Genomic DNA, 20347 nt, shown 5'->3' with positions numbered 1-20347 from the left:
CCGGCTTCCAGGTGACACCAGAGCTTTCGAATTCCGACTCTTGTGATTCATGCAGTGATGCCTTCTCATAAACGCGCTGACACATAAAAAGCGGATGCCTGAGGCTAAGTCTAAATAGATCACCATCCGCTTTCTTGCCCGAGATCACTTTACCAACCGAGTTGCATGCCCTGAGATCACCTAAACTGTTCGAACACTACCCGGAGATTGGCCCGTCCAGGTCTTGTAGGCATTGGTAAACGCAGCCTGGTCAGAGTAACCGAGCGCAAAAGCAATATCGGAAAAACTTAGCTTAGGGTCATCAAGATACTGTTCTGCCAGCCTTGCGCGAATGTCCTTCAGCAGTTGTTTGTAGGTTGTGCCTTCTTTGGCAAGTTTGCGTCCGAGTGTACTGATGTTCATCCCCAGCGTCTTCGCGATTTCATCTTGTGTAGGAGCATAAAAAGACAGTCGCGCCGTAATCTCGCTTTGCACCAAAGAACTTGTTTCGCCGATTGTGGGCGGCAAATCCTTCATCAAAGTCTGCACATGTTTTTCTAGATGCAGAAGCAATGCGGGGTCTGTATCTTTGATCGGAATATCCATCACTGTCTTGTCAAACAAGATACCCGGAACCCTTTGACGCTGTTTGATATTGACCGCTAAAGCACCGGAGATTTCGGATTGCCTTTCTTCGGTCAATTCATGCGGAAAACGTATCTCAAGGACTGGCAAGGGCGCTTCAGCTGCAATCTGAATACTGGTCAAGAAAGCGGATATTCGAAACTCATTATGAGCTCCGTCAGAACGCATTAGTTCAGCGATAGAATCTATCTCCAAGAACATGCCACGCTCTTCTTCATAAAATGACAGTTTGGCGAAACCCCGCGCCAGGCGCGCGTAGGTCACTGCCTTCTCAATTGCGTCGCCAGCGGTCGGAGAGTTCAAAACGACATAGCTAAGAAGTGTCGTTTTTCTGGGGTTAAATGTTTTTCCTGCGGAGATTGCAAATAGGGGGTCCCCGGTCTCTTCAATGGCAAGCTCTAGGAGGCGAAGCTCATTCCGGATATCAACAAAATCCGGTGGGGTTTCGTGGAGGTCAACGGGTAGGTTGGCCGATCTCAGAAGCGTAACAATATCCGAACCACGGTTTCCCAGAAGCTTGGCAATGTGATGCACGCCAAAACCTGGAACATTCCAAGTTTCGCTATCAGAATTCAATTTGTTCTCACTCATGTTGCCATACCGCCCGAGACTGAAACACCCCATTTAACTTGGGCGCTTTGTGTTTTGGGCGATAATAGACAGGCTGCAAAAGCTATGCCAAGCAATCGTTTGGTTGTCGCTAGAAGGGCAGGCAAACGAATGTCTGCTGCCGCATAATCTTGCGGCCTTGCGCCACCGGGGTCACCTTCGCTCCATTGGCACCCGCCGTCGTGACAATCTTAAGATTGAACGCGCCATGCAAGATAGCCGATTTGATCGACACAACTTTTGACGATGTGCAGAGATAGACACCAACTGTGCATCTTTGAGCCTAACGGTGCGAGTTTTCAGCACACACATGTTTGCGGAAAGGAGTAAGCGCATGCTTGATACATACGACATTCGCACCGCCGATATGCCGGGCGAGATGCAGATCTTGCTCGAACAATATCCACGCGACAGCTGGGAAGCACACCCCGGCTTCACCGAGAAAACCCGCCATTGGCTGGGTGCCCATCTGATGTTTCGGCGCCTTGCTCGGCTGGTTCGCTCTGATGCAGAAAGCTATCTTGAAAAGGACCTGTCCCCCGAAGAGTATGCCGCGCGCCTTTCCTATTACGGAAACGCGCTTGTTGGAAACTTGCACGGCCATCACGGTTGGGAAGATCATAGCTACTTCCCCGAGCTTTCTGCCGCGGATTCCCGCTTTGACGCCGGACTGAAGGTTTTGGAAAAGGACCATGCCGATCTCGATCTGGTCCTTGACCAATACACACGGACGGCCAATCGTGTGATCAAGCTCATTCAATTGGATGAGGCTCAGGCCCGATCCGAAGTTGGATCTCTGCGCGACACCTCGGAGGCCATCGAGGCCTTTCTGAAACGCCACCTGAGCGATGAGGAAGACCTTGCGGTTCCAATCATCCTGCACCACCGCCTAAGAGGATAAGGCCGCGCATGACCGACCATTCCAAACAGGAAGATCAGGCCCATGCCTCAGAACGCCGCGCACGAGGAGAATTCGTGCGCGGCGTCAGTGGTTTTCGACATGCTATCGACGACCCAGAGTTTCCGGCTGAGCCGGGGCGCTATCACCTGTTTGTTGCGCTGAATTGCCCGTGGTGTCATCGGGTGACGCTGGCGCGCAATGTGCTGGGTTTGCAGGACAGCATTTCGATGGATGTGGCCTTCCCCAATCGCACCACAGAAGACGACCCAGAGGGTCCGAACAACTGGCAGTTCGCCCCCGAGCTTGTTGCTTCAGCAACTGGGGCAACGTTGCCTGAATGCACCTTGGAAACCGCAACGGGACAAGGTTTCAGGTTGGTTCGCGAAATTTACCGGGCTGAAGGCTCAGAAGAACGTTCAGTCCCAATCCTGTATGACAAAATAGCCGGCCGTATCGTGAACAATGAAAGCGCCGAGATCATTCGAATGCTGAATGGCAATGCGGCGCTGCTGGGCAGCTACTGCAATGAAGCCAACCGGCCCAACCTCTACCCGGATGATCCTGCGATCCGGGCTGAAATTGACGAACTGAACGTGCAAATCTACGTCGCCATCAACAACGGGGCATACAAGGCCGGGTTCTCGTCTGATCAAAACGTCTATGCCACCAGTTTCGGGACTTACTTCAAGACATTGGCGCAGTTGGAAGATCGCTTGGCCAGCGATGGCAGACCTTTTCTAACCGGGGAGCGATTTACAGAAGTCGATCTGCGCCTTTTCCCGACGCTCTACCGCCACGACCCTGTTTACTACGTGCGAATGAAGCTGAACGGCGCCAAGATCCTTGACTACCCGCATCTCTGGCGCTGGCTTTGTCGCGTCCATGACCTGCCCGGGGTGGCGAACAGCAGTTCACTGGATCACTGTCGGCAAGGGTACTTCGGCCGAAGCTGGAATGGTGTTATTCCCGCAGGCCCGTTTGTTCCCATGGCATATCCCGAAGCCTATGGGCATCCTGAACTGACGGTCCAGCGTGTGACTCCGCCGCTCATTCCCAAGACAAATGTTTAAAGCGCCGAAGCAGCGAACTTGGTATAAACTGGCACGGATTTTTCCAACCAAGAGAGGGATACCGCCATGGGAATTCGGCAGACTGAGGGACGCAAACGGCTTTATGACAGTGTTCTCGATACCGTAGGTGACACGCCCTGCATACGCATCAACAAGATCGCGCCGTCACATGTAACGGTCTACGTGAAATTCGAGGCTTTCAATCCAGCGGCTTCGGTCAAGGATCGTTTGGCGCTGAACATTATCGAGGCGGCGGAACGTGACGGGCGGCTGAAACCCGGCCAGACCGTGGTCGAGGCCACATCCGGCAACACTGGAATCGGCCTTGCGATGGTGTGTGCTGCCAAAGGGTATCCCCTGGTGTTGACCATGGCCGACAGCTTCTCGGTCGAGCGTCGCAAGCTGATGCGCTTTCTGGGGGCGAAGGTCGTGCTGACGCCGCGCGCGCAAAAGGGCTTTGGCATGTATGTCAAAGCCAAGGAACTAGCCGAACAGAATGGATGGTTTCTGGCCAGCCAGTTCGAGACGTCGGCAAATGCCGATATTCACGAGAACACCACTGCCCGAGAAATCATGGCAGATTTCGAAGGTGAGCGGCTGGACTACTGGGTCACCGGCTATGGCACCGGCGGGACCGTTTCCGGTGTCGCACGCGTTCTTCGGGCGGAGCGCCCCGGCACGAAAATCATCCTGACAGAACCCGCCAACGCGGCGATTGTGTCATCGGGTTATACAAACACCCGCAACAAGGGTCACCAACCCACGGAAAGCCACCCGAATTTTGAACCTCACCCCATTCAGGGCTGGACCCCAGACTTTATCCCATGGGTTCTGCAAGAGGCGATCGATAAGGATTACTATGATGAATTGATCCCTGTCCCTGGTGCCGAAGGGATTGAATGGTCCAGACGGCTGGCGTCGGAAGAAGGGATTTTTACGGGAATATCTGGTGGCTCGACGTTTGCTGTTGCTATGAAGGTGGCCGAGCAAGCACCACAGGGTTCCGTTTTGCTGGTGATGTTGCCAGACACGGGCGAGCGCTATCTCTCCACGCCACTTTTCGACGGGATCGAAGAAGATATGACTGAAGACGAGCGCGTGATTTCGATGTCGACACCTTCGGCACAGATGGCCGCTGAATAGGCAAAGCACACTTCATCTGGACGCTTCTATGACTATGGCATTCGGGATGGCCTGCGCCCCGAATGCCCTTTTCCCAGCGCGCTCACAACCTTCGGAACACGCAGGTCAGTCTGTAGTCGAATTCGCGCAAGACGTCGTCACCCGAATGAATTCTTATCGCTAAATCAATTGTATATGCCCGGGCGTTTCGCCGATTTTCGGGTTTGAAGCTTGACTCGGCGACCCTCCCTTCGTGCATGATGGAAGAATAAGCATCGTATTTTAGCTGCTTTTTCGAACGGTCTGAATTCTCAGGAGGCGGACGATGGAAGCAATTGTTAACGGCATTAACTCTATTCTTTGGAACTACGTCCTGATCTACGGGTTGCTCGGCGTCGGCATATTTTTCACCATTCGTCTGGGTGCGCTGCAGTTTCTACATTTCGGCGAGATGATCCGCGTCCTTACCTCGTCCAAATCCACTGACAAACGCGGAATTACACCGTTTCAGGCACTGACCGTTAGTCTGGCGTCACGCGTTGGCACCGGAAACCTGGCCGGTGTCGCCGTGGCTTTGACCCTGGGTGGCCCCGGTGCAATCTTCTGGATGTGGATCGTAGCCTTGGTCGGGATGGCCACGGCTTATTCCGAAAGCACTCTTGCGCAGCTTTACAAGGTCACGTCTTCAAACGGGCGATACCGCGGCGGTCCTGCTTTCTACATGGCCAATGCGCTGAACGCGCCCTGGGCCGGTGTGATCTTTTCGATCTGCCTGATCGTCAGTTTCGGTCTGGTTTTTGTCGCCGTCCAATCCAACTCAATCGCCGAGGCGTTCGAAGGCGCGTTCGGGTTGAACAAATTGATTGCTGGTCTGGCGCTGGCGGCTGCCGCTGCTGTGGTCATTTTTGGCGGCATCCGAACCATTGCGCGGTTTGCCGAAATCGTCGTGCCGCTCATGGCCGGGCTTTACCTGTTGCTGGCCTGTGTTGTCGTTGTCCTGAACCTGCCACAGGTGCCTGCAATGCTGTGGTCTATCGTTGCAGGGGCCTTTGGCCTTCAGGAAGCCGCAGGCGGCGTCACAGGTGGCGTGATGGCAGCAGCGCTCAATGGTATCAAGCGCGGGTTGTTTTCAAACGAAGCTGGCATGGGCTCGGCCCCCAATATCGCGGCTGTTGCCACACCGGCTCCGCACCACCCGTCGAGCCAGGGTTTGGTGCAGGCGTTTGGCTGTTTCGTGGATACGATACTGGTCGCCACCGCGACCGCATTGCTGATCCTGCTGTCTGGAGCCATCGAACCGGACGGAGCCACCGGTATGCGGTTAACTCAGGATGCGGCAGCGGTCCATCTGGGTGAGATCGGCCGCCATTTTATCGCAATCGCAATCGTGTTTTTTGGCTTTACGTCGATATTGGGCAATTACTCATACGCAGAAAACGCCATGACGTTTCTGAAGCTGGAAGGCAAAGTGCCTATCTACATCTTGCGCCTGGGTTGTCTTGCCATGGTCGTCTGGGGCGCGGTGCAAGCGGTCAGCACAGTGTTCAATTTTGCAGATGCAGCCATGGGCGTAATGGCAACCATCAACCTGGTCGCCATCGTGCTGCTATCGGGCACGGTGTACAAACTGACCGTGGACTATTTCACACAGCGCAGACAGAATCTTGAGCCCCGCTTTGTGGCAAGCAAATTCCCTGAATTTGACAAAGGCGTGGATCACTCAGTCTGGACGGAGGAGGCATATGCCGAGACCCAGCGTGGTTGAAACCGGTGAGTTGCAGGTCATTTTGGATGACATCGCCGATCGCGTTGCCGGCATGTCGGAACGCGGGAAGGTCGCCCAATATATTCCCGAACTTGCCAGCGTTGACCTGAACCAGTTCGGCATCGCTGTCGCACCCATTGACGGCGCGCCTGTTTCGGCCGGAAATGCGGACACGCTGTTTTCCATTCAAAGCATTTCCAAGGTTTTTTCGCTGACAGAGGCCCTGCAACATGTGGGCGCGACCCTTTGGCAACGTGTGGGGCGCGAACCTTCGGGCGATCCGTTTAATTCAATCGTCCAGCTCGAACATGAACGTGGAATTCCCAGAAACCCGTTTATTAACCCCGGCGCCATCGTCGTGGCCGACGTTCTGCTAGAAGATCGAAGCTCTGATGAGGCGGTCAACGATGTACTGAACCTTTGCCGGACGCTCGCAGAGGATGCGTCCATTCAAGTGGATAAAGCCGTTGCAGACTCCGAGATGCGGACAGGGTCCAGAAACAGGGCACTTGCGCATTTCATGAAAGCCGAGGGAAACCTAAAAGCGCCGGTCGAAGATGTTCTGTCGCTGTATTTCCGCCAATGCAGCATCGCCATGTCGTGTCGTCAGTTGGCGGTTGCGGGCCGCTATTTGGCCGCCGCAGGCCAGAACCCTGCAGACGGTTCAACCGTTCTGTCCGCGCAGCGCGCCCGCAGAGTGACTGCGCTGATGATGATGTGCGGATCTTATGATGCCTCGGGCGAGTTTGCATTCCGCGTCGGACTTCCTGCCAAAAGCGGTGTCGGCGGCGGCATCCTGTGTATTGTTCCAGGCGTCGCAGCGGTCACAGCATGGAGCCCGGGACTGGACGCAAAAGGCAACTCTCATCTGGCAAGCATTGCATTTCAGGAGCTGGTCCGCGCAACCGGATGGTCGGTGTTCGGGCCAAGTGTTTGACAAACAGAAACACGCCGTTCACCCACGCCGCTGCGCTCGTACATTTCGCGTGGTTTTGCGCAACCTTCCGGGGTTCCTCCCGTCAACCGCAAAGACACGTGGCATACGGCCGGCGTATGACGGACTTTCCCAAGAGATCGAGAGGTAACCTCCACCCGACTTTTGCAGCGTAGCGTTTCAACAGCAAATATAATAATGTTTCAATATGACAAACAGCCTGCGCTGTGGAGTCGGCATTCTGAAGGGGAGATTAGAATGAAATTGCAGTGTGTTTTTGTGTTGTCGATGGGCTTTGCCGCCTTATCAGCTGAAGCGCAGGAAAACCCAATTCAACACGATGCGGAATTCTATATCCTTCAAGCACAGCTTGGATCGCAATGGGCCCAGGACGACGAGGCCGTTAACGAAGCACTGGCTGCGTTTCGGGAAAGCAATGGGGGAACCCCCCCGAACATCATCAGTGTCTTGATCGATGATATGGGCTTTGGCGACATGGGAATTCCCGAGCTTAACGCCGTTCGGGGATATGAGACTCCGAACATCAATGATTTCTCAGATCAGGCACTGCGGATGGTGCGGATGTACACCGAGCCTTCGTGTACGCCGACCCGCGTGGCGCAAATGACCGGGCGTTTGCCTGTGCGAATGGGCATGGGCGATACGACCGTGGATATCGCTGGCTTTGGTTTGCCCGGCGATGAGGTGACGCTGGCTGAGGTGTTGAAACAGGCGGGCTATGCTACCAGTCATGTCGGCAAATGGCACATGGGCGATATCGCTGAAAGCTGGGCGATGAATCAGGGTTTTGATTATGCCCAGCACGCCATCCATCAGCAAGGTCAGTTGACCATCTTCAACGACGACGCGATCAAGGAGCAGGTCTCGGTCGCGATCAAGGACTATGACGACAAATACACGCTGGACGGTTGGTTCAGACCGGACTCTGCCGCGATGATGACAGTTATCGAGGGGGAAACCGGCGGTCCGATCCGCGAAATCCGCATGGAAACCGGTGAGCGCTGGAACGCAGCGAAATACGACGAGATGAACCAGGCGTTTCAGGACAAGACGCTGGAAGAACTGGACCGTCTTGCAGGCGGTGAAGACCCGTTTTTCCTGCAATACTGGCCGATGATCCCGCTGGACAACACCCGCGCCGGACGGTCGGGGCCAGAGAGCGTGAACGGCGGTCTGTATGTGGACAAAATGCAGTTGCTCGATCAGTGGCTGGGCGACTTGTTCGCGCGACTGGAAGAGCTGGGCCTGACGGAAAACACTGTGGTTGTGGTCATGGGCGACAATGGCCATTTCACCAAATACGCGCCGCAATCCGGATTCACCCCGCTGATCTATGCTGGCGGCAAGGGTGACACGACTGAGGGCGGAATCCGTGTCGATGCTTTCATCCGCTGGCCCGGCATGATTGAGGCGGACGGTTTGCTCAACAGCATCATCCATGTCTCGGACCTCTATACGACATTGTCGCGCTTTGCCGGGGCAGATCAGTACATTCCGCGAGATAGACTGGTGGATGGAGTGGACCAGTCTGCCGCCCTACTGTTTGCCGACGAATCCAAGGCCCGTCGCGATCACGTCATCGTCTATTCGGTGAACAAGCCCGAGGCGGTCGTGAAAGACCAGCTAAAGCTGAAACTGCCGGGACCGGGGGAAAGCGCTATTCTGGCAAAATTCTTTGATCTCTACCGGGACACGCGTGAAGAATACTCGGTCTCGACAGAGGTTGGTGCCTGGGGCGGGCAGGAATTCGCACGCATCCTTGGCCGCCACATGGCCCGCAAAGAGAAATTCCCCGACACCGCACCCGCCTATGGCGTACCTTACGAAGGGATCGAGAATATTCGCCCGGAAACCCAACTCGCCGTCGACGCGTTTCTCATAAAACGCGCGTCACCGCAGCAATAATTCCTGACCGCCCGCGGTTTTCCTTCAGGCGGTCTATTGGAACCCAAAATCAGGATAAACATATGGCAGGAAACATCATTTTCGCTCTGGGTTTGGTCGTTTCACTGGGAATCGGGTTCGTCTATTTCCGCGATCTTGGCGACATTTCGCAAATGGTGCTTAAGGTTAAACGCAAAAACATGATCCGGTTTATCCGACACGAATACCGCCTGATCGCAGTGGGGTTGAGCGGATTTGCCGTCGCTACGCTTGCGCATTTCATTCTGGGCGGCGGCCCGTTCTGGCTGTGGCTGATTGCGGCGCTGCTAGTTTTGGTTTTGTATGGATTTCCCTATGTGTGGGTCCATCTGGGGCTGAGGAACCAACTCAACACTGCGGCCTTCTTTCCTATTGCCGAGGCGCAAAAATTCATCGGCCCGACCGCGCCGGTCATCGTTATTGAAAACAATGGTCACGCCCGCGCGCATCCCGATGCGCAAATCATGCGACCCCACTTGGCCGGCAATGCTGACGGGCTGGGTGGCGAAGATATCGTCATGACCTTTTGCGCGATGGCCAACCTTGGGCAAGGCTATGCCCCACGCATCGAGGGCAACCGACTGGATCTTGAAGTTCTGGCCCAACACGGCAACAACCTGATCCTGCGGGACAACGAAACCGGGGAACCCATCCAGCAGATCTATGGGTTTCGCGAGACGGATCGCGATACTGGCGCGGATGGGCCCGCCTGCCCTGTGCGCCCCGAAGCAAAGATGCAGCCCTGGCCCACGTATCGGATGACGTTCCGCGGATTTCAAAAAGCGTTTCCCGATGGCGAGGTGTATCTGAACAAGCCCTCGCCGAACCCGTTTTTGCGGCTGCTGGATATGGTGACGGAAATTACGTTTGGCTGGGGGATCGCGCGCCAGCATCAGGAAGATGCGCCCGTCATGGACAATATGGACCGATCGGACGACCGGCTTCCGAATAAGTCCTATGTCTGGGGGATCACGATCGGCAATGATGCCGCCTGCTGGACCGATGATTTCGTGGTCGAGAATGACTGGATCGTAAACGCAAATGTCGGTGGACGAGACGTGGTTGTCAGTCTGGACCCAAAGTACGAAAGCCTTGGCGTTTGGTACAATGACAAAGGCCAGCCAATCACCCGCTGCGATTTCTGGGGGATGTCGGATCAGGGAAAACTGCAACGCGTCGAGACCCTGCGTGCCGGTGTATTCTGGCATGTCTGGTCCGAGTTCTTTCCGGAAACCGATATCAACCGTGTCGGTGCGCGCGTACAACAGTCTGGCGAAGCCGCTGAATGAGTGAGCAATCAGATCAGATTGCCAAATTGGAACAAACGGAGGATCAAAATGGTCTTTAAGAGGGCAATAACAACCGCTGCGTGGGCCGTGGCGACCTGGATTCCAATGACAACTGCCGCTGTGGCGCAGCAGTCCGACTGGTCCTATGAGGCAACAATATACCTGTTCATGCCTGAAACGGAGGTTACGCAGGAAACAGCCCGCGGCACCGTTGATGGAACGCTGAGTTTCTCTGACGCGCTAAAAAATCTCGATCTGGCGTTCATGGGCGTCTTTGGTGCGTCGAACGGGCGCTGGTCACTATTGGCCGACTATAACTACGTGGACGTCTCTTTCAGCAATGACACGCCCGGTCCGGCAAGTTCTGGTCTTGAAACCTCTCTCACAACGCAATTTTTCAGCGGTTATGTAGGTTACCGGGCTTATACTACAGATACGTCCTACGTGGACCTGGTCGGCGGTTTCCGCTGGTTTCGGACGCAGACCGATTTCACCGTCCTTCCCGGAGCAGCCCCGGGCCGGTCCGTCAGTGTCGATGAAAGCTGGACAGACCCGGTCATCGGCGTTCGAGCCCGCGTCGCATTCAACGACAGGTGGTCCGGCACTGGCTTTTTTGATTACGGCGGCTTCAGCAGCGACAGCGAAACATGGCAGGTCTTGCTGACTGCGGATTATGAAATCAACGACAGGTGGGTGATCCGCGGCGGTTATCGCTATATCTCTTTCGATCACGAGATTGACGGCAACGATTTCACGTTCGAACAGTCCGGCCCCATGATTGGTGCGACTTATCGGTTCTGAGGGGCTCTTTTAGCCCTTCAAACCTTACCCTATCCAAAGTCACTTAAACATCGGGGTGATCATGACCGCGTAGTTGTCGGCCAGCATGGCGGCGTCTTCGCGGTTGAATTTGACTGATGAGAGCATACGCAGGTCGACTTGCGTGGGCCCGTCAAATAGCTTTGCAACATCGACGTTCATGTGCAGGTCCACATCGCCCTCAACAACGATATCCGGTGGCAACTGGATATCGACCTCGCGCGCGTTTTCCGAAAACCCAACGTGATAGACCAACGGCGAGACCTCTTCGCCAATCCGCAGCGTTCCTTCCATCACGACGAATTTATAGCCGACCTCCCAATTCCATGCCATTTGACTGTTGGGATCAAGATCCCCGCGCGCTTGGATCGAGCCATTGGCTTCTGGGTCTACGCCGATCATGAAACGGATGTGCTCAATGCTGCTCAAGGGAATGTCGTTCAGCCTGATCGAATGGGTTGTTTCCGGATTGTCGAACCGGAGCAGATGATAGCTGTCAGGCTCAGCAAACAGCGCTCCATCTTGCGAGAGGGTCAGGTTGCTGAGGTAGAGCCGGAAGTCACGAACCCTGAACGTGCCGCGCCCGGCGGGGTTTTCGTACACGAACTCATCAAACACCAACGGATGATCACCCATCTTCGCATGAAAGGTCAAAGTAATCGTCGTAGTGCGCTGAGGACCAAGGGCAAAGAACAGCGCTCCGCCAACGAACAACAGTATCGCAAGCGCCGTCATCCAAATACGCATCAGCCGTCTCCTTCGAACGGATTGGAAAACTGTGTGTTTGTCAGAAAACCCTCATCCGTCAGCGTGTTCAGGAACGCGATGATGGACTGCACCTCGTCGGGCGTCATACGCAGGCCCACAGTGCCCTGCCCGGCCTCTGGCGCATTTTCGGCCTCAAGGATCAAAGGGCTGAGCGTATCGCTGACGACAATCCCGTCATTGTAGTGATCCATGACCTCTTCCAATGTCTCGAACCGGCCATCATGCATGTAGGGCGCGGTTACTGCGATGTTGCGCAGTGTCGGCACTTTGAAGAAGCCCTTGTGCGCCGGATTGCCGGTCACGGCCATCAGGCCATCCGGCAGGTCGTCATCGGAATCCAGCCCATTGTTTGAAAACCCATCCAATGCGTCCCGAAACCCGGAAGTCAAAAACTGGCTGTGGCAGTCGATGCAGTTCCCACCACGTAATGAAACCTTGGTGTCCGGATGCGCCATGAATAGTTTGCGCCCGTGTTCTTCCTGCGCGGTCAAACGCACTTCGCCACGCAGAAACCTGTCGTATTTTGAATCCGACGAAATCAGCATTCGCATGAAGGTCGACAATGCCCGGGCCACGTTTTCGGCGCTGACTTCCCCGTATGCCTTGCGGAACATCCGCCGATAGTCGCGGGATGCCTGCAATTCTGTGACAAGCTCTCCTAGGTCCTGATCCATCTCGTCCGGGTGTTGAATCGGCATCAATGCCTGCGCTTCCAACGACGTTGCGCGACCGTCCCAGAAGAACCGCTCTTGGCCCCAAAGAAGGTTGGTCAAACTCATGGAGCTGAACTCCAGCTCTCCGCCAGACAATGCGGGCGACTTTGCCAGACCATCAGTGAAGGCAAGAGCCTGCATATGGCATGTCGCGCAGGACACCTGATTGTTGCCGGACAGGATCGGGTCGTAGAACAGGTGGCGCCCAAGGGCAAAGGCCTCTTCCGTCAGCGGGTTGTCCGGCGGCACAGCAAAGCGTCCGAAAACAAAAGGCGCCGAGAAGCCAGCAATCGGCGTCGCCGTGGGCCCGCGCGCGCGGTCCCAGAAGACCCACGCCGTCGCCGCGATCACCACGGCGACGGCCGCTGTCAAAAACACCCGAAGCATAACGCCCCCAGAGCATTAATGGTGGTGCACAAAACCCGAACCAAACAGCCCTTCAACGTTGTCCACGCCTTTGTTGTAGCGCTCCTTGAAATTGACCTCGGCGATACGTTCGCCCGTCTCAAGATCATGGATCGTGATCGTGTGTGCGTTCAGGTCGGCAATAAAATCCACATCCGTTGGGTCGTCATCAGCCGCGTTGCCCAGATTGAGCAGGTTATTTTGAACGGCGATCAGGTCTCGGCCCGAAGCGGACGTGAAAAAGATCATGTGATGTGCACCCGGATCGGCAACGATGTCCGGCCCGCTGGACACAAGCTCGGGCAGTGCGGCCAGTTCATAGCGCTTCACAACACCCGGTAATCCATGAGAGATGAACAGTTCATCTTCAGTGCCATAGAACTCCAGCGGAACAGCGGTTTCATTGGCCACGCCACTATATATGACTTCGGCTTCTCCAAAGGTTTTGGAATCGGCGTCATAGGGGATTTTCCAGGTCTCAAATCCGAACATCGTATTGGCCAGAATGGCCGGTTCAATGTCAGCATGCATGTCAGGTCGCGCGAACAGAACCTCGACAGGTGAAGACGGAAAATCCAACGGCTTTTCGTTTTCCACCACGATGTTTTGGATGGGTTCAAGCGTGTTGAGGTCTATGATCGTCAACACATTCCCTACGCCAGTCGTCATATCGGGATGTATCGTCGAGGTGACCACCATGCGGTCGTCGAACGCAGATATCCCGTGTGGGTACATGATATATGGCTCACCCTCGCCGACTTGGCTTTTGCGTGCTTCGATAATTTTGACCACCTCGTTGGTCTGTGTGTCGAAAACACCGACCGAGCCGCCATCATCGCCTCCAGTGCCACCCATGAAGGTCACGAACATATACTCCTGCCCGTTCGACGTGGCCCACATGATGTCCTCGCCAACAATCTGCCCTTGGGTATCCAGACAGGTAAAGCCCTCAATCACCGGCTTTCCGCTGGAATCGCGGGACAGTCCAATTTCAGCCAGGCTGCAGGACGGGTCCAACCCGGTCGAATAGAGACGCCCGTTCGGGCTGTAGTAGAGGTGATGCAATGGATGCTGAATATCGGGCTGCTCAACTTCACTCAGTAGCTCTCCGAACTGGTCGGATTCCGGATCCAGCTCGACAATCGCGATGCTGTGATTTGTATCCAACGTCGGCAGACCGCGCAGCAGAACCATGCCCTGACTTTCCTCGCGGGTCTGAGACTGCGCCGGCGTTAGGCCAACCATCAACAGCCCGGCACCGATAAGTACACTCTGCGCAAGCAATTTGAATTTCATAATTTCCCCCCTTGCGATGAAACTTCTAAAAATGTTTTTGAAATTCACTTTACGTAGCGTCATATCACATTCAGGAAACTGCATCAAATTGGGGTGCAATCGACCAAAGAAACGCCGCCCCGAACGGGACGGCGTAAGCTGAATACCTGCAGGTCGACTTCTTTAGGACGCTTGGACGGCCTTCATAAAGCGGTCGCGGATCACAACCGGGTCCATCGTGATTACCGGCATCTTGGCATTGCCGCTTTCGCACTTGCTGACGATGATTGTCATTTGGCTGCTGTCGAGCGCAGCCTGCAATGCGGCCCCGGTGTCCTCGGCCTGGCACTCGACCACATTCTCGCAACCACAGGACTGCGCCACAGCCGCCAGCGATGTCTTTTTGCCCGCGTAAGTCGGCTGATCCCCGGTCGACCCATAGGATCCGTTATCGACAATCAGCAAGATGTAATTGTCAGCCACGTTGTTGGCGATGGTCGGCAAGGTGCCGAGGTTGGTCAGGATGGACCCGTCACCGTCGATTACGATGACCGGCTTTGGCTGAGACAAGGCCAGACCCAGGCCGATGCTTGAGGCCAACCCCATTGTGCCCAGCATGTAGAAATTGGTGGGCTGGTCGTCGATGGCGTGCAACTCCTGGCTGGGAATGCCGATGTTGCACACAACCAGTTGATCTCGCAGGATCGGGGCGATTTCTTTCAGGATTTCAGAACGGATCATTGGTCGCCATAGCCTCCCCAGAAATTGGCGTCGGTCAGAATGGCGACCGGCTTGTTGCACATGAAGGTGTATTTCAGGATCGCATCCAGCTCCTCGACATCTGCCTGATGATGGAAGTGGTAGGTCGGGATGTTCATCTGTGCCAGAAGCGCCTTGGTATGCACCGCCATCTCGACTTGGCAGGCGACGGGTTCGCGCAACTCTCCGCGATATGAGATCAACATCGGCAATGGCATGCGGTAGTACTGGATCAACGTTGCCAACGTGTTGATGGTTACGCCGATGGCAGTGTTCTGCATGATTATCGCGGGGCGTTTGCCGCCCATCCAGGCACCAGCACACAGGCCCATGCCTTCATCCTCTTTGTTCGACGGAATGTGAAAGATGTCTTCACGCGCGTCGATTTCGTCGATAACGCCGGCCAATTGCTTGCACGGAACCGTGGTGACGAATGAGATGTCGTTGGCCACCAGATCGTCGGTGATCTTTTTGTCTATGTTCATGTCCGATATGTAAGTCCTGTATGGGCGCTATAGGCGCGATTGACGGGTTAAAGCCTGCGGTGCACATGCACGGCGCAAGGCGCATGACGGACGACACGCGAGGCGGTCGATCCCAGAAAATAGTCGCTGACGCCCGGTTCGTGCGAACCGATGACGATGCAGTCAAATTTGTTTTGTGTCGCAAAGTCGATCACCGTGCGAGCCGTGTGACCTTTGACAATCTCGGCCTGAACACCTTCAAGCCCCGAAACTTTTTCCCGCAACAAAGTGCGTGCCGCGCGAAAGCCTTCGGCGACGACATCCTTGTCGAGATAGGCACTGACAGAGCCCTGAGGCATCTCGTAGACATGCAGGGCCACGATCTCGGCCCCTTCTGCCGACAAGGCTTTGGCGATTTCCAAAGTGTGCGGCGAAATCCCATGATCCAGCGCCATTGGGACGAGAATTTTTTTATACATGAATACCTCCGTTTCTGCCTGGACTAGACCCAGGGTGCGAGGATGATCTTAGGTGCGGCCACAGCACCTTTCCGCAAATCGCGAAAGGCGGCGGCAGCTTCAGACAAGGCCCGCTCCTGTATCCAGTTCAACGGGCCTAAACGGCCATCGAAAATCGCCTGCGCGGTTTTTCTGAAATCCTCGGCAGTATAAGTATAGGTGCCGATAAACGTGATCTCCTGCAAGGTCATACGACGTATATCCAAACCGCCAGCATCCTCACCCAACCCAACATGCACGATAACGCCGCCCGGCTGAACGTGATGGGAAGCGGCAGCACGGGTCGCAGAATACCCCACTGCGTCAACAACCAGTGAGAACGTATCATCCGTGGCTTCAACCACATTGAAAGAGCCAAAACTCTGTAAATAGGCGCGCCGCATATCATTCGGTTCGATGATGACAATATCGTCAACGCCGGCCGCTGCCAGTGCCAAAGCTGCCGCCACACCAATCGCGCCGCCGCCAATCACCAACGCATCACGCGCCATTCCCTGATGCAGCGCCTCAAGGCCCAAACGAACCGCATGCCAGCTAACCGCCAATGGCTCAGCCAAAGCGGCCTGCTGAAATGATACGTGGTCCGGCACCTCAACCAGATTTGCATCTGGCATGGCCACATATTGGGCAAAAGCCCCTTCACGCGGTGGCATCGAGATGATCTGCCGGCTGGGGCACAGGTTTTCCCGACCTGCCTCACACGCCGGGCAGACACCGCAGTTGACCAAAGGATTGATCGTTACGCGCGTACCGTCGCGTGGACCTCCAACAATCGTCCCTGCGGCCTCGTGACCCAGAATAAGCGGTGCAGGTCGGCGCGCGTCGTGACCCAAATAGGCGTGCATATCCGAGCCGCAAATCCCAACGGCCTCGACCCGGATCAATTGCTCACCTATGTCGGGCGCAGCATCTGGTACGTCCTCATAGGCCAAATGCTCAACACCCTGATAAACAAGCGCTTTCATTTCGCAGTAAACCCTCCATCGACCATCAAAACTTGCCCTGTGACGTAGTCGGATGCCGGTGAGCACAGGAACAGGATCGGCCCATCGATATCTTCAATCTGCCCGTTCCGGTTCATACAGGTTTGCGCCGCGTTACGATTTGCCCGGTCGGGGTCATCGAAAACGGCCTGCGTCAGCTCGGTCGGGAAAAACCCCGGCCCGATGGCGTTTGCAGTGATGCCGTCAGCGGACCATGCCTCGGCCATGGCCCGCGTCAGTTGCCCAACCCCGGCCTTGCTGGCTCCATAAGCAATACCGCCCGGGAAAGCGCGCGTGGTCTGGAGCGAGGCGAAATTCACGATCCGCCCCCACCCCCGAGCTTTCATCGCAGGCACCAATGCCTGGCTTAGGAAGAACGGGGCGCTCAGGTTCAGCTCAAGCGTCTTGTCCCAGCCTTCGGCGGTCACGTCATCTGCCACTTCGCGCGTGTTGATGCCCGCCGCATGCACAATGATGTCCGGCGCGCCAAAACTGGCTGAGACCTCTTCGGTGAGCGATGCCATGCGCGACCGATCGGCCACGTCGGCAACAACTGTGGCCACGCTGTCGCCCCCTTCAGCTTGCAACTCTGCTAGTGCTTCCGGTCGACGGGCGACACCAACGACGCACGCACCCGCTGAGGCCAACACAATCGCCGCACGACGCCCAAGGCCCGAGCTTGCGCCGGTCACGCAAGCGACATGCCCGGTCAGATCGAACAACGCGCGCGGATCATTCATCGGCGGTCAGGTTGAACTGTTCGTCAGGGAAATATTTGGCAAGGCGCACGTCTGCAGCCCGCGCATGCCCTTCCATGCCTTCCAGCCGGGAAATACGAGCGGTCGCCTCGGCAATGGATTTCGAGCCTTCGCGTGTAGCGCGCTGCCATGTGACGATCTTCATGTACTTGTGAACGCTCAAGCCGCCGGTATAGCTGGCCGCGCCGGATGTCGGCAGAACGTGGTTCGTACCGGTTGCCTTGTCACCGTAGGACACTGTTGTTTCTTCACCCAGAAACAGCGATCCATAGCAGGTCAACCGACCCAGCCACCAATCCAGGTCCTCGGCCTGAACGGTCAGGTGTTCGGGCGCGTAATCGTCCGAACAGGCCGCCATTTCTTCACGATCTGAACAGACGATAACTTCGGCATAATCGCGCCACGCAGCAAAGGCGTTTTCCCGGTTGAGTTCAGGCAGATCCTCGATCAGCGCTGGCACCAGCTCCATGACTTTTTGCGCAAGGTCCCGGTCATCCGTCACCAGCCAAACCGGAGAGTTATAGCCGTGTTCCGCCTGGCTCACCAAATCGGTGGCCACCACTTGCGCATCTGCGGAACCGTCCGCAAGGATCAGGCTGTCCGTCGGCCCGGCAATCATGTCGATGCCAACTTTGCCATAGAGAATACGTTTAGCCTCGGCCACAAACTGATTGCCTGGGCCCACAAGAATATTTGCGCTCGGCAGGCCGAACAAACCATAGGTCATGGCGGCCACGCCCTGAACGCCGCCCATGGCCAGAATGCTGTCCGCACCGCAGATATGCGCTGCATAGACAATCGCAGGCGCCACGCCTTCACCCGGACGTGGCGGCGAACAGGCTGTGATGTGGCGGCACCCGGCAACCTTTGCCGTAGTGACCGTCATGATCGCGCTGGCAATATGGCTATAGCGTCCGCCGGGCACATAGCAGCCAGCCGCGTCCACAGGGATGGCCTTTTGGCCAGCGACGAAGCCCGGGACAATTTCCATCTCAACGTCAGACACCGTGGATTTCTGCGTTTCAGCAAACCGGCGAACGTTGTCGTGAGCAAACCGAATATCCGCCTTGAGCCTTTCGGGGACAAGCGCGCAGGCGGCCTCGATCTCATCGGCGGTCATCAACACGTTGCCGTCAAACTTGTCGAACTTGACTGCGTATTCCAGCGCTTTGGCATCCCCTCCAACCTCAATGTCGGCAAGGATTGTCTTCACTGTATCATGCACTTCCGTGGCATGAGATTGAGCCGTCAGGGTCGCCTTTTTCAGATAGTCGCGAGGCATTTTCAGTAGGTCCTATTGGTAGATTTCAGGAAGCAAAGTGGTCGAAACCGCCGGAACGTAAGCAATCAGAAGAACTACGATCAGCATTGTTAATACGAATGGAATAGCACGGGCCGCAATCTTCAGAATGGACTCACCCGTAATGCCAGATACGACGAACAGGTTCAGGCCAAGTGGAGGCGTGATAAACCCGACACCCAGCGCGGTAATCATCATGATGCAGAACTGAATTTCGTTCATTCCGATGTTATCGGCCAACGGTTTAAGGATCGGGGCGAGTATCACGATGTTGGGGGTCGTTTCCATAACGCAGCCCGCAGCAATCAGGATACCGATCATCAGCAGGATCAGCAGGTACGGATCGTCGGTCAGCGACGTGATCGAGGCGACGAACCCTTGCGGCACGCCCATGATCGCCAGCGCCTCGGCCAAGGGGGCCGAAAAGGCAATGATCGGCAGGATCACCCCGTTCACCTTGGCTGAGCTGACCAACATCGACGGAAAGTCGGCCAGTGTCAGGGTGCGCATGATGAAACCCATGATGATGGTGACAACCACGGCAGTAGCGCCCGCCTCGGTTGGGGTCAGGCGACCCGAGAAGATGCCGTAGAAGATAATCCCGGGGACAATAAAGGCGTACCAGCCGGATTTCAGGGCCTTGCCCAAATTGGCCAGCCACTCGCCCATCGTCATCATGCCGCCACCCTCATAAGCGTAAAGACGGTTCATGATGATGTTGGTGATCAGGATCGAAACCAGAATCGCCAGACCGGGAATCAGGGCAGCCAGGAACAGGGTCGACGCGGAAATCCCCAGCACCAAACCGATGATGATGTAGGCAATCGACGGTGGGATCAGGATGCCGGTACAAGCCCCCGCCGCGACCAAGGCGCAGGCGTAGGGGCGCGGATATCCACTTTCGACCAGCCGGTTGATGGTCATGCGACCGACAGCGGCCGCGCCAGCGGCATCCGAACCCGAAATGGCGGCGAACATGCCGCAAACCAGAACGGTGGCCGAGCCAAACCCGCCCTTGGCGAAGCAAGTCAGCGCCTCAGCCACATCCAGGAATTTACGTGACAAACCGGTACGGACCAGCACGTCACCTGTCAGGATAAACAGCGGCACCGCTGTCAGGGCAAAGGCGTCGATCCCGGTAAACAGGCTCTCGCCCACCAGGCTCAGCGGTAGATCGCCCGACATGACCAACATCACGATGGCAGCAGAACCAATCGCCGCCCAAACCGGAACAGCCATGGCGATCAGAACAACGAACAGAATGACGGGCAGGTAGAAATCCCAGCCCAGTTCTACGGTTTGATTGAGAGTGTTCCAGAGCATATCA

The 20347-nt window shown here is 55.9% G+C and carries 19 protein-coding genes; 8 read left to right on the top strand and 11 right to left on the bottom strand.

The features are described 5' to 3' along the window. Positions 1–180: 180 nt before the first annotated feature. Complete coding sequence (locus AC2FD9_RS04700; protein WP_496835638.1) at positions 181–1215, bottom strand: AraC family transcriptional regulator; 1035 nt, start codon at positions 1213–1215, stop codon at positions 181–183. Positions 1216–1567: 352 nt separating this feature from the next. Between AC2FD9_RS04700 and AC2FD9_RS04695 the strand changes: the two genes are divergently transcribed. From AC2FD9_RS04695 to AC2FD9_RS04660, 8 genes are all read left to right on the top strand, one after another. Continuing rightward, positions 1568–2134 (top strand): hemerythrin domain-containing protein, encoded by a 567-nt coding sequence (locus AC2FD9_RS04695; protein ID WP_282118908.1) that lies wholly within the window; start codon positions 1568–1570, stop codon positions 2132–2134. An 8-nt stretch (positions 2135–2142) separates the two neighbouring features. Further along, positions 2143–3204 (top strand): glutathione S-transferase C-terminal domain-containing protein, encoded by a 1062-nt coding sequence (locus AC2FD9_RS04690; RefSeq protein ID WP_496835636.1) that lies wholly within the window; start codon positions 2143–2145, stop codon positions 3202–3204. A gap of 66 nt (positions 3205–3270) precedes the next feature. Continuing rightward, positions 3271–4347, top strand: a complete 1077-nt coding sequence (locus AC2FD9_RS04685; RefSeq protein ID WP_496835634.1) for a PLP-dependent cysteine synthase family protein — start codon at positions 3271–3273, stop codon at positions 4345–4347. Positions 4348–4651: 304 nt separating this feature from the next. Beyond that, the gene (locus tag AC2FD9_RS04680) at positions 4652–6091 is read left to right on the top strand and encodes an alanine/glycine:cation symporter family protein (RefSeq protein ID WP_496696319.1); all 1440 of its coding nucleotides are present in this window, start codon (positions 4652–4654) and stop codon (positions 6089–6091) included. Continuing rightward, positions 6069–7028: a glutaminase gene (locus AC2FD9_RS04675; protein ID WP_496696320.1), complete on the top strand. Its 960-nt coding sequence runs from the start codon at positions 6069–6071 to the stop codon at positions 7026–7028. Before AC2FD9_RS04680 ends, AC2FD9_RS04675 begins: the two co-directional genes overlap by 23 nt. Positions 7029–7283: 255 nt before the next feature. Further along, the gene (locus AC2FD9_RS04670; protein WP_496835632.1) at positions 7284–8951 is read left to right on the top strand and encodes a sulfatase-like hydrolase/transferase; all 1668 of its coding nucleotides are present in this window, start codon (positions 7284–7286) and stop codon (positions 8949–8951) included. Positions 8952–9013: 62 nt separating this feature from the next. Further along, positions 9014–10258, top strand: a complete 1245-nt coding sequence (locus AC2FD9_RS04665; protein WP_058275432.1) for a DUF3179 domain-containing (seleno)protein — start codon at positions 9014–9016, stop codon at positions 10256–10258. Positions 10259–10363: 105 nt separating this feature from the next. Next, entirely contained in the window at positions 10364–11059 is a 696-nt protein-coding gene (locus AC2FD9_RS04660) for an outer membrane protein (RefSeq protein WP_109312619.1), read from the top strand. A 39-nt stretch (positions 11060–11098) separates the two neighbouring features. On the opposite strand, the gene AC2FD9_RS04655 is transcribed toward AC2FD9_RS04660, so the two are convergent. The 10 genes from AC2FD9_RS04655 to AC2FD9_RS04610 all read right to left on the bottom strand — a co-directional run bounded on the left by AC2FD9_RS04655 (position 11099) and on the right by AC2FD9_RS04610 (position 20343). Continuing rightward, positions 11099–11824, bottom strand: a complete 726-nt coding sequence (locus tag AC2FD9_RS04655; RefSeq protein ID WP_282169036.1) for an MbnP family protein — start codon at positions 11822–11824, stop codon at positions 11099–11101. Beyond that, positions 11824–12945, bottom strand: coding sequence for a cytochrome-c peroxidase (locus AC2FD9_RS04650; protein ID WP_496835629.1), 1122 nt, complete (start codon positions 12943–12945; stop codon positions 11824–11826). The genes AC2FD9_RS04655 and AC2FD9_RS04650 overlap by 1 nt, the downstream gene beginning before the upstream one ends. Before the next feature lie 15 nt (positions 12946–12960). Beyond that, entirely contained in the window at positions 12961–14259 is a 1299-nt protein-coding gene (locus AC2FD9_RS04645; RefSeq protein WP_496835628.1) for a hypothetical protein, read from the bottom strand. A gap of 162 nt (positions 14260–14421) precedes the next feature. Beyond that, positions 14422–14979 carry a sulfopyruvate decarboxylase subunit beta gene (gene comE / locus AC2FD9_RS04640; RefSeq protein ID WP_496835626.1) on the bottom strand — a complete coding sequence of 186 codons (558 nt, stop codon included), beginning with the start codon at positions 14977–14979 and terminating at the stop codon, positions 14422–14424. After that, a complete protein-coding gene (gene comD, locus AC2FD9_RS04635) occupies positions 14976–15482 on the bottom strand; it encodes a sulfopyruvate decarboxylase subunit alpha (protein ID WP_058275426.1) in 507 nt (168 codons plus the stop codon). The genes comE and comD overlap by 4 nt, the downstream gene beginning before the upstream one ends. 47 nt (positions 15483–15529) lie before the next feature. Then, positions 15530–15940, bottom strand: coding sequence for a universal stress protein (locus AC2FD9_RS04630; RefSeq protein ID WP_108860897.1), 411 nt, complete (start codon positions 15938–15940; stop codon positions 15530–15532). A 23-nt stretch (positions 15941–15963) separates the two neighbouring features. Then, on the bottom strand, positions 15964–16944 hold the full coding sequence (locus AC2FD9_RS04625) for a zinc-dependent alcohol dehydrogenase (protein ID WP_496835623.1): 981 nt from the start codon (positions 16942–16944) through the stop codon (positions 15964–15966). Continuing rightward, positions 16941–17702 carry an SDR family NAD(P)-dependent oxidoreductase gene (locus tag AC2FD9_RS04620; protein WP_496835621.1) on the bottom strand — a complete coding sequence of 254 codons (762 nt, stop codon included), beginning with the start codon at positions 17700–17702 and terminating at the stop codon, positions 16941–16943. Before AC2FD9_RS04620 ends, AC2FD9_RS04625 begins: the two co-directional genes overlap by 4 nt. Next, positions 17695–19002, bottom strand: a complete 1308-nt coding sequence (gene hisD, locus AC2FD9_RS04615; protein ID WP_496835619.1) for a histidinol dehydrogenase — start codon at positions 19000–19002, stop codon at positions 17695–17697. The genes AC2FD9_RS04620 and hisD overlap by 8 nt, the downstream gene beginning before the upstream one ends. A gap of 12 nt (positions 19003–19014) precedes the next feature. Next, entirely contained in the window at positions 19015–20343 is a 1329-nt protein-coding gene (locus AC2FD9_RS04610) for a TRAP transporter large permease (RefSeq protein WP_108860893.1), read from the bottom strand. Between the last annotated feature and the right edge of the window lie 4 nt (positions 20344–20347).

The sequence above is a fragment of the Ruegeria sp. YTSC230 genome (assembly GCF_059609665.1).
The sequence above is the reverse complement of the archived record's forward strand: the minus strand, read 5'-3'. Positions and strand labels throughout refer to the sequence as shown.

Bases quoted from the DNA above. Each gene is read 5' to 3' on its own strand.
- AC2FD9_RS04700 (WP_496835638.1), bottom strand. From the start codon at position 1,215: ATGAGTGAGAACAAATTGAATTCTGATAGCGAAACTTGGAATGTTCCA.
- AC2FD9_RS04695 (WP_282118908.1), top strand. From the start codon at position 1,568: ATGCTTGATACATACGACATTCGCACCGCCGATATGCCGGGCGAGATG.
- AC2FD9_RS04690 (WP_496835636.1), top strand. From the start codon at position 2,143: ATGACCGACCATTCCAAACAGGAAGATCAGGCCCATGCCTCAGAACGC.
- AC2FD9_RS04685 (WP_496835634.1), top strand. From the start codon at position 3,271: ATGGGAATTCGGCAGACTGAGGGACGCAAACGGCTTTATGACAGTGTT.
- AC2FD9_RS04680 (WP_496696319.1), top strand. From the start codon at position 4,652: ATGGAAGCAATTGTTAACGGCATTAACTCTATTCTTTGGAACTACGTC.
- AC2FD9_RS04675 (WP_496696320.1), top strand. From the start codon at position 6,069: ATGCCGAGACCCAGCGTGGTTGAAACCGGTGAGTTGCAGGTCATTTTG.
- AC2FD9_RS04670 (WP_496835632.1), top strand. From the start codon at position 7,284: ATGAAATTGCAGTGTGTTTTTGTGTTGTCGATGGGCTTTGCCGCCTTA.
- AC2FD9_RS04665 (WP_058275432.1), top strand. From the start codon at position 9,014: ATGGCAGGAAACATCATTTTCGCTCTGGGTTTGGTCGTTTCACTGGGA.
- AC2FD9_RS04660 (WP_109312619.1), top strand. From the start codon at position 10,364: ATGACAACTGCCGCTGTGGCGCAGCAGTCCGACTGGTCCTATGAGGCA.
- AC2FD9_RS04655 (WP_282169036.1), bottom strand. From the start codon at position 11,824: ATGCGTATTTGGATGACGGCGCTTGCGATACTGTTGTTCGTTGGCGGA.
- AC2FD9_RS04650 (WP_496835629.1), bottom strand. From the start codon at position 12,945: ATGCTTCGGGTGTTTTTGACAGCGGCCGTCGCCGTGGTGATCGCGGCG.
- AC2FD9_RS04645 (WP_496835628.1), bottom strand. From the start codon at position 14,259: ATGAAATTCAAATTGCTTGCGCAGAGTGTACTTATCGGTGCCGGGCTG.
- comE (WP_496835626.1), bottom strand. From the start codon at position 14,979: ATGATCCGTTCTGAAATCCTGAAAGAAATCGCCCCGATCCTGCGAGAT.
- comD (WP_058275426.1), bottom strand. From the start codon at position 15,482: ATGAACATAGACAAAAAGATCACCGACGATCTGGTGGCCAACGACATC.
- AC2FD9_RS04630 (WP_108860897.1), bottom strand. From the start codon at position 15,940: ATGTATAAAAAAATTCTCGTCCCAATGGCGCTGGATCATGGGATTTCG.
- AC2FD9_RS04625 (WP_496835623.1), bottom strand. From the start codon at position 16,944: ATGAAAGCGCTTGTTTATCAGGGTGTTGAGCATTTGGCCTATGAGGAC.
- AC2FD9_RS04620 (WP_496835621.1), bottom strand. From the start codon at position 17,702: ATGAATGATCCGCGCGCGTTGTTCGATCTGACCGGGCATGTCGCTTGC.
- hisD (WP_496835619.1), bottom strand. From the start codon at position 19,002: ATGCCTCGCGACTATCTGAAAAAGGCGACCCTGACGGCTCAATCTCAT.
- AC2FD9_RS04610 (WP_108860893.1), bottom strand. From the start codon at position 20,343: ATGCTCTGGAACACTCTCAATCAAACCGTAGAACTGGGCTGGGATTTC.